Annotated in this window: 9 protein-coding genes and 2 pseudogenes; 8 read left to right on the forward strand and 3 right to left on the reverse strand. The window is 65.8% G+C overall.

Going from position 1 to position 12,646, the window contains the following annotated elements; translation table 11 throughout:
* The 3 genes and pseudogenes from ACYP5B_RS18935 to map form a co-directional block, all read right to left on the reverse strand.
* A pseudogene (locus ACYP5B_RS18935) lies at window positions 1–728 on the reverse strand (pseudouridine synthase); the annotation flags it as partial.
* 23 nt (window positions 729–751) lie between these two features.
* Window positions 752–3,337 (reverse strand): [protein-PII] uridylyltransferase, encoded by a 2,586-nt coding sequence (locus ACYP5B_RS18940; protein ID WP_400091312.1) that lies wholly within the window; start codon window positions 3,335–3,337, stop codon window positions 752–754.
* Window positions 3,338–3,404: 67 nt separating this feature from the next.
* Window positions 3,405–4,226, reverse strand: a pseudogene (map, locus tag ACYP5B_RS18945) (type I methionyl aminopeptidase); the annotation flags it as partial.
* 392 nt (window positions 4,227–4,618) lie between these two features.
* Here map and rpsB point away from each other — a divergent pair.
* From rpsB to rseP, 8 genes are all read left to right on the forward strand, one after another.
* A complete protein-coding gene (gene rpsB / locus ACYP5B_RS18950; protein ID WP_043346950.1) occupies window positions 4,619–5,362 on the forward strand; it encodes a 30S ribosomal protein S2 in 744 nt (247 codons plus the stop codon).
* Window positions 5,363–5,627: 265 nt separating this feature from the next.
* Entirely contained in the window at window positions 5,628–6,506 is an 879-nt protein-coding gene (gene tsf / locus ACYP5B_RS18955; protein WP_400091281.1) for a translation elongation factor Ts, read from the forward strand.
* A 305-nt stretch (window positions 6,507–6,811) separates the two neighbouring features.
* Window positions 6,812–7,522 carry a UMP kinase gene (gene pyrH / locus ACYP5B_RS18960; RefSeq protein ID WP_267603350.1) on the forward strand — a complete coding sequence of 237 codons (711 nt, stop codon included), beginning with the start codon at window positions 6,812–6,814 and terminating at the stop codon, window positions 7,520–7,522.
* A 120-nt stretch (window positions 7,523–7,642) separates the two neighbouring features.
* Entirely contained in the window at window positions 7,643–8,203 is a 561-nt protein-coding gene (gene frr / locus ACYP5B_RS18965) for a ribosome recycling factor (RefSeq protein ID WP_043346946.1), read from the forward strand.
* Between the two features lie 53 nt (window positions 8,204–8,256).
* A complete protein-coding gene (locus ACYP5B_RS18970; protein ID WP_318231968.1) occupies window positions 8,257–9,030 on the forward strand; it encodes an isoprenyl transferase in 774 nt (257 codons plus the stop codon).
* 37 nt (window positions 9,031–9,067) lie between these two features.
* Window positions 9,068–9,889 (forward strand): phosphatidate cytidylyltransferase, encoded by an 822-nt coding sequence (locus ACYP5B_RS18975; protein WP_459570727.1) that lies wholly within the window; start codon window positions 9,068–9,070, stop codon window positions 9,887–9,889.
* 11 nt (window positions 9,890–9,900) lie between these two features.
* Window positions 9,901–11,076, forward strand: coding sequence for a 1-deoxy-D-xylulose-5-phosphate reductoisomerase (gene ispC / locus ACYP5B_RS18980; RefSeq protein WP_459570728.1), 1,176 nt, complete (start codon window positions 9,901–9,903; stop codon window positions 11,074–11,076).
* 140 nt (window positions 11,077–11,216) lie between these two features.
* On the forward strand, window positions 11,217–12,608 hold the full coding sequence (rseP, locus tag ACYP5B_RS18985; RefSeq protein WP_400091285.1) for an RIP metalloprotease RseP: 1,392 nt from the start codon (window positions 11,217–11,219) through the stop codon (window positions 12,606–12,608).
* Window positions 12,609–12,646 lie beyond the last annotated feature (38 nt).

Raw genomic sequence — 12,646 nt, forward strand, 5'->3', positions numbered from 1 at the left:
CCTTCGCCGGGCGCAAAACGGCGCGGGCGGTCCTGGCCTTCGCCGGGCGCGAAACGGCGCGGGCGGTCCTGGCCTTCGCCGGGCGCGAAACGGCGCGGGCGGTCCTGGCCTTCGCCGGGCGCAAAACGGCGCGGGCGGTCCTGGCCTTCGCCGGGCGCGAAGCGACGCGGACGGTCCTGGCCTTCACCGGAGCCGAAGTTGCGCGGGCGGTCATTGCCTTCGCCAGCAAAGTGGCGGGGACGGTCCTGGCCTTCGCCCGGGGCAAAGCGACGCGGACGGTCCTGGCCTTCGCCGGGGCCGAAGTTGCGCGGGCGGTCATTGCTGTCGCCGCCAAAGCGGCGGGGCCGATCCTGGCCTTCACCCGGGGTGAAACGGCGCGGACGGTCCTGCCCTTCGCCGGAGTCGAAACGGCGCGGGCGATCGTTGCCTTCGCCGGCAAAGCGGCGCGGACGGTCCTGCGCCTCGCCTGGACCGAAGCGGCGCGGCCGGTCCTGGCCGTCGCCCGTACGCGGGCCGCGCGGCGGGCGCTGGCCAGCGTCTTCCGCCTTCTTGCGGCCGCCGGCGCGTTCCTGTGCCTGCTTGATGCCGTCGACCACGGCGCGCACGCGTCCACGGTTCAGGTCGGACACCCGCACCGGCCGGGTGGCGGCGGGTTTGCGGGCGTTGCCCTCGGGCGCGGCGGTCTTGATGCCCAGCGTCTTGCGCTTGGGCGAATTGCTATCGGTCATATCTTCTATGTGGGGCGTCCGGCCTAGATGGCCAGCGCCGCCAGCAGGTCCTGTTCAAGCTGTAACTGCAGTTTGTTATCCGAGGCGAGGCGGCTGCCATCGACCAGGAAAACGTCTTCCACCCGCTCGCCGAGCGTATTGATGCGGGCGGTATGCACCGAGGTGCGATGTTTGGCCAGTACGCGCGAGATCGCGTACAGCAGGCCGGTGCGGTCGTTGGCCGACAAAGAAAGCAGGTAGTACTGGCCGCGTTCGTCGGGGCGCAGGTCCACGCGCGGCTTGATCGGGAAGCTGCGCGACTGGCGCGACAGCCGCCCCTGGGCGGGTTCCGGCAGCGTGCCTTGCTGCTGCAGGCGCTCCGCCAGTTCGTGCTCCACCAGCGCGATGATGTCGCGGTAGTTGCCGCTGGCATCGCTGCTGATGCCCGGGTCGGTCACCTGGAAGGTATCCAGCGCATAGCCGTGGCGCGTGGTGTGGATCTTGGCCTCCTGAATGGAGAAGCTCTTGCGCTCGAAATAGCCGCAGATGCGCGCGAACACGTCGGGCTGGTCCTTGACGTAGACCGCCACCTGCAGGCCTTCGCCCGCGGGCGACAGGCGCGCCTTGACCACCGGCACCGGGCTGTCCACCTTGTTGTACAGATGCCGCGTGAGCCAGGCGATGTCGCGCGCATCGTGACGCAGGAAGAAGGCCACGTCGAGCTGGGCCCACAATGGCTTGCCCAGTTCCGGGTCGAACGCCTTGAGCCGCAGCTGCGCAATGGTGTCGTCCTTGCGCTGCGCCCACAGCGAATGCGGGTCCACGCGCGCGCCGCCCAGCACGCGCAGCGTGATGCGGTAGAGGTCTTCCAGCAGCTTGCCCTTCCACGCGTTCCACACCTTGGGGCTGGTGCCGCGGATATCGGCCACCGTCAGCAGGTAGAGCGCGGTCAGGTAGCGCTCGGTGCCGACCACGCGGGCGAAGGCATGGATCACATCCGCATCGGTCAGGTCCTGCTTCTGCGCCACGTGGCTCATGGTCAGGTGATGCTCGACCAGCCAGGCGATCAGGTCGGCATCTTCGCGCTCGATGCCGTGCTGCTTGCAGAACCGGCGCGCGTCGGCCGTGCCAAGCTTGGAGTGATCGCCGCCGCGGCCCTTGGCGATGTCGTGGAACAGCGCCGCCACCCACAGCACCCAGGGGCGGTCGAAGGTGGCCATCAGCTGGCTGCAGAAGGGGAATTCGTGCGTGTGCTCGACGATGGCGAAGCGGCGCATGTTGCGCACCACCATCAGGATGTGCTGGTCCACCGTGTAGACGTGGAACAGGTCGTGCTGCATCTGCCCGACGATGCGGCGGAAATTGATCAGGTAACGGCCCAGCACGCTGGTCTGGTTCATCAGGCGCAGCGCGTGGGTGATGCCCTGCGGCTCCTGCACGATGGCGAGGAACAGGCGGCGGTTTACCGGATCGTTGCGCCAGCTCGCGTCCATCACCGTGCGGGCGTTGTACAGGCCGCGCAGCGTACGTGGCGACAAGCCCTTGACGCCCGGCGTGCGCTCGTACACCAGGAACGTTTCCAGGATGGCGTGGGGCTCGCGCTCGTAGAGATCGTCGCTGGTGATCTCAAGCATGCCCTGGCGTTCCACGAAGCGCTCGTTGATGACGCGGGTCACCTTGGATTCGCTGGGGAACAGCATGGCCTCGATATTGAGCAGCAGCACGATATTGAGCTGCGTGACCGCCTTGGCCGCCCAGTAATAACGACGCATCAGCTGCTCGCTGGCGCGCTTGTTATTGTTCTGCCGATAGCCGAAGGACTCGGCCAGCGCGGTCTGCAGGTCGAACACCAGCACGTCCTGGCGGCGTCCGGCCACCAGGTGCAGGCGCGCGCGGATGGTCTTGAGCAGGCGCTCGTTGCGGGCGAGCTCCTGCGCTTCGCGCTCGCTCAGCAGCCCGCGCTCGAACAGTTCCTTCCAGCTGTCGCCCAGGCCGGCCGCCTTGGTCATCCACAGGATCACCTGCAGGTCGCGCAGGCCGCCGGGGCTTTCCTTGCTGTTGGGCTCGAGCGAGTAGGGCGTGTCCTGGTACTTGGCGTGGCGCTGGCGCATTTCCAGCAGCTTGGCCTGGAAGAAGGCGCGCGGGTCCAGGTCGGCCTGGTAGCGCGTCTGCAGCTCGGAAAACAGCTTGCGGTTGCCCGTCAGCAGGCGCGCTTCCAGCAAGGACGTCTGGATCGTCACGTCCTGGCGCGATTCGCGGATGCAGTCGTCCACGGTGCGCACGGCGGAGCCGATTTCAAGCCCCAGGTCCCAGCACAGGCCGATGAACTTCTCCAGCCTGGAGGTGGTGTCCTCGTCGGGCTCCGATGGCAGCAACAGCAGCACATCCACATCGGAAAACGGGAACAGCTCGCCGCGCCCGTAGCCGCCCACCGCCACCAGCGCGCTGTCGTCCGGCAGGCCCAGGCCGCGCCAGGCTTCGACCAGCGCGGTATCGACCGCGCGCCGCAGGCGCGTCAGCAGGTGGCCGACATGGCCGTGCGCGTTGAAGTCCGCGAACACGGCTTGCTTGTCGGCTTTCAGCTGATCGCGAACACGGGTGGCGAGGATGATTTCCGGCGTGGCGTCCATGGCTAGGGCTTGGGGCATCGAAGGGACGGCTGAAATAAGAAGGGCGCCAACTTTGGCGCCCGTAGCGTCAGGCTGCAACAGAATCAGTGACGAACGACGGCGGCGCCTGCGTGCCCGCGGAGACGGTGAGCACGTCGTAGCCGGTCTCGGTCACCAGGATGGTGTGCTCCCACTGCGCGGACAGGCTGCGGTCACGCGTCTTGACGGTCCAATGGTCGGGCATGGTGCGGATATCGCGCTTGCCTGCGTTGACCATCGGCTCGATCGTGAAGATCATGCCGGGCTGGATTTCCATGCCGGTGCCGGGGCGGCCGTAGTGCAGGATCTGCGGGTCTTCGTGGAAGTTCTTGCCGATGCCATGGCCGCAGTACTCGCGCACCACGGTATAGCCAGCGCTTTCCGCATGGACCTGGATCACATGGCCGATATCGCCGAGGCGGGCGCCGGGGCGCACCTGGGCGATGCCCTTCCACATGCACTCGAAGGTGATCTGAGCCAGGCGCTTGGCCAGGATCGAGCCCTCTCCGGCGATGAACATGCGGCTGGTGTCGCCGTAGTAGCCTTCCTTGGTGATCACGGTGATGTCGAGGTTCACCGCGTCGCCGGACTTCAGCACGCGCTCGCCCGGGATGCCGTGGCAGATGACGTCGTTGACCGACGTGCAGATGGCGCCGGGGAAGGGCGGGTAGCCCGGCGGCGCATAATTCAGGGGCGCGGGTACCGTGCCCTGCACTTCGCGCATATAGGCGTGGCACAGCCGGTCGAGTTCGCCGGTGGTGACTCCCGGCTTGACGAAGGGCGTGATGTAGTCGAGGACCTCGGAGGCCAGCCGGCAGGCTACCCGCATTTGGGCGATGTCGTCGGCGTTCTTGATATGGATGCTCATGCTGCTCGCAAAAGTGGCGGCGAAGCCACGGGCTGCGCCTCAAATCGAATCTTAAAGTGGGATTATCGCACCATCGGCCACCAACCGCAGCCGAAAACGGGCTTCGCCGGCTATGGGCGCCTCCATTCCATGGCGATTGGCCTCTTGAGCGAAGTCCTGTTTTGTTGCTACAATCTCTGGCTGGCTTTCTTGCAGCTGCCTGGCGTGTCGATGTGACCATGCTGGCAGCGGCTCGCAGGCCGGGGCAGCTACTAACTTGTGGCCGCTGTATTTGGCAGGCGCCTTGCGCTTACTAAATATACAAAGTTTTTGAAATTGCGAGTCCGTCCATCCGGGGTGTTCCTTTTCAGGAATGTCGGGGCGGACTTCAGACCTAACCCTTTTGGAGATTTTTCATGTCCGTTACCATGCGCGAAATGCTGGAAGCCGGTTGCCACTTTGGCCACCAAACCCGCTTCTGGAACCCCAAGATGGCTCCGTACATCTTCGGCCACCGCAACAAGATCCATATTATCAACCTCGAAAAGACGTTGCCGATGTTCCAGGACGCGCTGAAGTACGTGCGTCAACTGGCAGCAAATCGCGGCACCGTGCTGTTCGTGGGCACCAAGCGTCAATCGCGCGAAATCCTGGCTGAAGAAGCAGGCCGCGCTGGCATGCCCTACGTCGACGCCCGCTGGCTCGGCGGCATGATGACCAACTTCAAGACCGTCAAGATCTCGATCAAGCGCCTGAAGGACATGGAAGCCGCCAAGGAAGCCGGCGCGCTGGAAACCATGAGCAAGAAGGAAGCCCTGATGTTCGAGCGCGAAATGGACAAGCTGCAAAAGTCCATCGGCGGCATCAAGGACATGGGCGGCGTGCCTGACGCCATCTTCGTGGTCGACGTCGGCTACCACAAGATTGCCGTGACCGAAGCCAAGAAGCTGGGCGTGCCCGTCATCGGCGTGGTCGATACCAACCACTCGCCGGAAGGCATCGACTACGTGATCCCGGGTAACGACGACTCGAGCAAGGCAGTTGCCCTGTACGTGCGCGGCGTGGCCGACGCGATCCTGGAAGGCCGTGCAAACGCCGTGCAGGACGTGGTTGAAGCCGCTCGCGGCGGCGACGATTTCGTCGAAGTCGAAGAAGCCTAAAGGCTTGCTGCCGCAAGGACCCCGTACCGCGCGCATCGCAAGCTGACACATCACCGCTAGCCAACCGGCCCCAGGGCCGGGGCGCTGCGCGCAGCCGGGGCTTTCCGGCAATCGAGGGGGCGAATCTTACGCCCCCTTTTTTCGAATTGTTGTCATCCGCCCCTGGCATGATCTGGCGCGGGTGAAGTTGAACATACCTCCGGATCCCAGATCCTGCCAGACCGACGGCGGGATAGGGCGGGGCGAACCATTCAAGGAGTGACAAATGGCGGCAATTACCGCAAGCATGGTGGCAGAACTGCGCGCGAAGACCGACGCGCCGATGATGGAATGCAAGAAGGCCCTGACCGAGGCCGACGGCAACCTGGAAAAGGCTGAAGAGCTGCTGCGCGTCAAGCTGGGCAACAAGGCCAGCAAGGCCGCTTCGCGCGTGACCGCCGAAGGCGTGGTCGTGTCCTTCATCGAAGGTACCACCGGCGCGCTGGTGGAACTGAACTGCGAAACCGACTTCGTGTCGAAGAACGACGACTTCATGGCGTTCTCGAACAAGGTCGCCGAACTGGTCGCCAAGCAGAACCCGGCCGACGTGGCTGCGCTGTCGGCGCTGGAAATCGATGGCGTGACCGTTGAAGCCACCCGTACCGCCCTGATCGGCAAGATCGGCGAAAACCTGGCGATCCGCCGCTTTGCCCGCTACGCCAATGGCGGCAAGCTGGCTGCTTACCTGCACGGCACCCGCATCGGCGTGATGGTCGAGTTCGACGGCGACGAAACCGCCGCCAAGGACGTGGCCATGCACGTTGCCGCGATGAAGCCGGTGTCGCTGTCGTCCGCCGACGTGCCCGCCGAGCTGATCGCCAAGGAGCGCAGCATTGCGGAGCAAAAGGCTGCCGAATCGGGCAAGCCGGCCGAAATCGTCGCCAAGATGGTCGACGGCTCGGTGCAGAAGTACCTGAAGGAAGTGTCGCTGTTCAACCAGACCTTCGTGAAGAACGACAAGCAGACCGTCGAGCAGATGCTCAAGGCCGCCAACACCACGGTCAAGGGTTTCACCCTGTACGTGGTCGGTGAAGGCATCGAGAAGAAGCAGGACGACTTTGCCGCTGAAGTGGCCGCCCAGGTGGCAGCCGCCCAAAAGGCCTGAAGTCCTGGCGACCAGGGTGCCCGGTAGGGTGCCCCACCGGTCGCCGTATAATGCCGAGGGGCACCGCAAGGTGCCCCTCGGCACAAATGACCGCGCCGCGCTTACCCGTGCGGCGCGGGCGAAGTAGCCCGTTTCCGCAGTCGTCTGACCTGCCGTGCTTCAAGCGCATGTTTGTTCTGCGTTTGCAGTGCAGCAACCAGGCCACCCCGAAAACCGGCTTTTATAGCGGCGGCACGCCGATCCGTGCCGCTTGCCTTCAAATATCCGACTCAACAGAACGAGCCGAACCAGCCCCGGGGATCAATATGCCAGCTTATAAGCGCGTCCTACTGAAATTGTCCGGCGAAGCCCTGATGGGTGATGATGCCTTCGGCATCAATCGCTCGACCATCGAGAGCATGGTCAATGACATCGCCGAGATCGTGAGGCTGGGCGTCCAGGTCGCGGTGGTGATCGGCGGTGGCAACATCTTCCGCGGCGTGGCCGGCGGGGCAGCGGGCATGGACCGCGCCACGGCCGACTACATGGGCATGCTGGCCACCATGATGAATGCGCTGGCCCTGCAGGATGCCATGCGTCACGCCGACATCGTTGGCCGCGTGCAGTCGGCCCTGCGCATGGACCAGGTGGTCGAGCCTTACATCCGCCCGCGCGCCATCCGCCAGCTGGAGGAGGGTAAGGTGGTGATCTTCGCCGCCGGCACCGGCAACCCCTTCTTCACGACCGATACCGCTGCCGCCCTGCGTGGCGCGGAAATCGGCGCGGAGATCGTGCTCAAGGCGACCAAGGTGGACGGCGTCTACACCGCCGACCCGAAGAAGGACCCCAGCGCAACGCGCTACACCACCATCTCCTTCGATGAGGCGATCTCGCGCAACCTGCAGGTGATGGATGCCACGGCGTTCGCCTTGTGCCGCGACCAGAAGCTGCCGATCAAGGTGTTCTCCATCGTCAAGCCGGGCGCGCTCAGACGCGTGATCCTGGGCGAAGACGAAGGTACGCTGGTGCACGTATAAGTGCTGCAACAGGCGCTGGTGCGCTGCCGCCGAAGGTGGCGCGCGTGCCGGCAAAGAGTAGAATGATTCATTTTCGATCCCGCCGTCCGGGATCATGGTTACCCGTTTTCGGAGGTAAAAATGAGCGTCGCCGACACCAAGAAGAGCGTCGAGCAGAAAATGCAAAAGACCATTGAAGCGTTCAAGGCCGACCTGGCCAAGATTCGCACTGGTCGTGCACACACGGGTCTGCTCGACCACGTACAAGTGGATTACTACGGCTCCCCGGTGCCGATCAGCCAGGTGGCCAACGTCGGCCTGGCCGATTCGCGCACCATCAGTGTGCAGCCGTGGGAAAAGAAGATGGTCAGCGCCATCGAGAAGGCCATCCGCGACGCGGACCTGGGCCTGAACCCGTCGACCATGGGCGAGACCATCCGCGTGCCCATGCCCATGCTGACCGAAGAGCGCCGCAAGGAACTCGCCAAGGTCGTCAAGGGTGAGGCCGAGGGCGCCAAGATCGCCGTGCGCAACCTGCGCCGCGATGCCAACGAGCAGTTCAAGAAGCTGGTCAAGGACAAAGCCATTTCCGAGGACGACGAGCGCCGCGGACAGGACGATGTCCAGAAGCTGACCGACAAGTTCGTCGCCGAGATCGACAGGATGGTTGCCGAGAAGGACAAGGAGATCATGACGGTGTGACGCATAATGCGGCGGCTTGCCAGCCGCCGCTGTGTCCGGTACCGTTTCCCATCATGCATCACATCAGTTCCACGCTCAGCGTCCCCGACTCCACCTATGTGCCCCGCCACGTTGCCATCATCATGGATGGCAACGGCCGCTGGGCGACCAAGCGGCACCTGCCACGCGTTGCCGGCCACAGCCGTGGCCTGGATGCCGTGCGGGCCGTGGTGGAAGCCTGCGCCGCGCGTGGCGTGCAGTACCTGACCCTGTTCGCGTTCAGCTCCGAGAACTGGCGCCGCCCGGCGGACGAAGTCTCGTTCCTGATGCGGCTGTTCATGACCGCGTTGCGCCGCGAGGTGGTCAAGATGCACGCCAACAATATCCGGGTGAGGGTGGTTGGCGACCTGAGCCGCTTCAGCCCTCGCATCCAGCAGCTGATCGCCGACGCCGAGGCCCGCACCGACGGCAACACCGGCCTGACGGTGACCATCGCCGCCAATTACGGCGGCCGCTGGGACCTGCTCCAGGCCATGCGCAAGATGCTGGCGCGCTCGCCCATGCTCGATCCGGAATCCGTGGACGAATCCATGCTCGCGCCGCACCTGGCCATGGCCTACGCGCCCGAGCCCGACCTGTTCATCCGCACCGGGGGCGAGCAGCGCATCAGCAATTTCCTGCTGTGGCAGCTGGCGTACTCCGAGCTCTATTTCACCGACGTGTTCTGGCCGGATTTCAGCGCCGCAGAGCTCGACAAGGCGTTTGCCTCGTACCGGCAGCGCGAGCGCCGCTTCGGCCGTACCAGCGCGCAAGTGGTGGCACCACCCGGCCTTTCCGGCACCGCCTGAAGCCGTTTTCCATTTTTTCACCGGAATCCCGCAGCGCATGCTTCTTACCCGTGTCATCACCGCCGTATGCCTGTTGCTGCTGATCCTGCCGATCCTGTTCCTGGCACCCCCGTCGGCGCTGGCCGGCCTGGTGGCGGTGATCGTCGTCCTGGCGGGCTGGGAATTCGGTCGTTTGATCGGGCTGCGCGGCGTCTGGCCCTATGTCTATGCGGTGGCCTGCCTGGTCGCCCTGGTCGGCTGGCATGATGCTGCCGACCGCCAGGCGCTGACCCGCCTGCTGCAGGTCGGCGTGGCCTGCTGGGGCGTCGCCGTGGTGCTGCTGGCGCGCGGCGTGCGCCAGGCCAGCCCGTCCTTTACCTTGCTGAGCGCCATTCTCGGCTTGTTCATGCTGCCCGCGTTCGGCCACGCCACCTTGATCCTGCGCGAGCTGGGCATCGGGGTGCTGCTGTCGGTGGCGGTGCTGGTCTGGGCGGCCGATATCGGCGCCTATTTTGTCGGCAAGGCCATCGGGCGGCGTAAGCTTGCCCCCACCATCAGCCCGGGCAAGTCCTGGGAAGGCGCGATCGGCGGCTGGCTGGTGGTGCTGCTGATCGCTCTCGGGCTGGCCGCTACCCAAGCTTTTTCCCCAACCTGGTTCTCTGGCATGGCCGACCATAACGGCCTGGCAGTCGTGGCGCTGCTGTCTACCCTGCTGGTGGTCGCCAGCGTCGTGGGGGATCTCTTCGAGTCGCTGCTCAAGCGCCAGGTCGGCATGAAGGACAGCAGCAGGCTGTTGCCAGGCCATGGTGGCGTGCTCGACCGGATCGATGCCCTCTTGCCCGTGTTTCCGCTGGCCGCCTTGCTGGCCATCTATCTTTGAGTTGATCTGATATGCGTCGTATTACCGTCCTGGGTGCCACCGGCTCGATCGGGGAAAGTACGCTTGATGTGGTCAAGCGCCACCCCGAGCGCTATGCGGTCCATGCGCTGACGGCACATCGGCAGGTCGACAAGCTGGCTGCGCTATGCCGGGAATTCCGCCCGGCCCACGCCGTGGTCGGCACTGCCCAGGCAGCGAGCGAGCTGGAAGCGCTGCTGCGCACGGCCGGCGTGAAGACCGAGGTTGGCTATGGCGAGGCAGCGCTGGAAGCGGTGGCGGTCGACCCCGCCGCCGATTCGGTCATGGCAGCCATCGTCGGCGCCGCCGGGCTGCGTCCCACGCTGGCCGCGGCGCGGGCGGGCAAGCGCGTGCTGCTGGCCAACAAGGAAGCGCTGGTGATGTCCGGCCGGCTCTTCATGGATGCCGTGCGCGAGCACGGCGCCACGCTGCTGCCGATCGACAGCGAGCACAATGCCATTTTCCAGTGTCTGCCGGCCGACGATCCGCGCCTGGGCGCGGGCGTCTCCAAGATCCTGCTGACGGCTTCCGGCGGCCCGTTCCGGACCCGGGATCCGGCCACCTTGCACGATATCTCGCCGGACGAGGCCTGCGCCCATCCGAACTGGGTGATGGGCCGCAAGATCTCGGTCGACTCCGCCACCATGATGAACAAGGGGCTGGAGGTGATCGAGGCGCACTGGCTGTTCGCCGCGCCGGCGGACCGCATCGAGGTGCTGATCCACCCGCAGAGCATCGTGCATTCGATGGTGTCCTACGCCGACGGCTCGGTGCTGGCCCAACTCGGCAACCCTGACATGCGCACGCCGATCGCCTACGGGCTGGCCTATCCCGAGCGCATGCACGCGGGCGTTTCCCCGCTGGACCTTACCCGTGCCGGCGCGCTGACCTTCGAAACCCCGGATCTGGCGCGCTTTCCCTGCCTGGGCCTGGCGTTCGACGCCTTGCGGGCAGGCGGGGTGGCCCCGGTCATCCTGAACGCCGCCAACGAGGTTGCCGTCGAAGCGTTCCTGCAAGGCCAGATCCGTTTCACCGACATCGCGCGCATCGTGGCGCAGGTGTTGGCGCAGGCCTCGCCCGGCAGCGTCGACACGCTGGAAGGCGTGATGGACGCCGACCAGGAGGCGCGCCGCCGCGCCGGCGCCTTGCTGGAAGGCGCGCGTTCGTGATGACGCCGGTGGAGGCGCGGCCGGGATCGGCGACAATAGCGGCGCACCGGCCGATGCCGGCGCACCGGTTGCCGGGGCTCGTGCCCGGCGTCTCCTTTGTGCTATCGAGGCGTTAAGCCCCTGACGACAAGCTGCCTGCCATGCAAACCGTAATTGCTTTCGTCGCTGCCCTTTGCATCCTGATCTATTTCCATGAAATGGGTCACTACCTGGCCGCGCGCCTGTGCGGGGTCAAGGTGCTGCGCTTCTCGATCGGCTTCGGGCGGCCGCTGGTGCGCTGGGTGTCCAAGGGGCGGGACCGCACCGAATGGACCATCGCCGCGATTCCGCTGGGTGGCTACGTCAAGATGCTCGACGAGCGTGAGAGCGATCCGGGCCATGATGCACCGGTCGATGCCGCCGACCTGCCACGCGCCTTCAACCGGCAGCCGGTGGCCAAGCGCTTCGCCATCGTGGCAGCCGGGCCGCTGGCCAATTTTGCCCTGGCGATCGTGCTGTATTTCGTGTTGTTTGCCGGTGGCATGCGCGAGGCCGCGCCCATCGTCGCGGCGCCGCCTGCCGGCACGCCCGCGGCCGAGGCGGGCTTGCGCGAGGGCGATCGCGTGCTGGCGCTGCAGGCCAATGGCCAGACCGAGCAGGTGCGTTCCTGGAACGACCTGCGCATGGCCGTGTTCGCCCAGGGCTTTGGCGACGCCAGCGCGGTGCTGCACGTGCGCGCGGCCGATGGCGCCGAGCGCGATGTGAAGCTGCCGCGGCTGCCGAATACCGGCGGCAATCCCGAACAAGACCCGCTTGCCACGCTGGGACTGGCCCTCAAGGGCGGCCCGGTCACGATTACCGAAGTCCTGCCGGACTCCGCCGCGCAACGCGCCGGCCTGCGCCAGGGCGATCGCGTGGTGGCCTGGCAGGGACGCCCGCTGACCCAGGCCGGGGAGCTGATCCGCGGGGTCAGGGCACGGCCCGGCGCCGAGGTCACGCTTGGCATCGAGCGCGAGGGCAGGCGCCTGGATGTGCCCGTGAAGCTGGATACGGTCCCTGCTGCGCAGGGCGCCAGCGCGGCAGCCGCCGCCACCGGCAAGCTCGGCGCCGCGCTGAGCCAGGCGGTCGAGATGGAGACCGTGCGCTACCAGCCGGTCGAGGCGCTGAGCCGCGCGGTCGGGCAGGTCTGGAGCACCAGCGTGCTCTCGCTCAAGCTGCTCGGAAAGATGCTGGTGGGGCAGGCGTCGCTGCAGAACCTGAGCGGCCCGCTGACCGTGGCGGACTACGCGGGGCGTGCCGCCCACCTCGGCTGGCAGCCCTTTGTCGGCTTCCTGGCGCTGGTCAGTGTTAGCCTCGGTGTATTGAATTTGTTACCTATTCCGGTATTGGATGGGGGGCATTTGCTGTATTATTGCGTTGAATTTTTGACTGGCAGGCCCGTACCAGACCGCTGGCAGGCTGTGCTGCAGAAGGTCGGCATCGCCTGCGTCTTGCTCCTGACTTCGCTCGCCTTGTTCAACGATGTCAGCCGGCTGTTTTTAGCGCGCGGCTAGACATAGGTTGCCGGCTGTGGCGTGCGGGTGTCACTGAC

It is taken from the genome of Cupriavidus sp. 8B, from assembly GCF_054589115.1.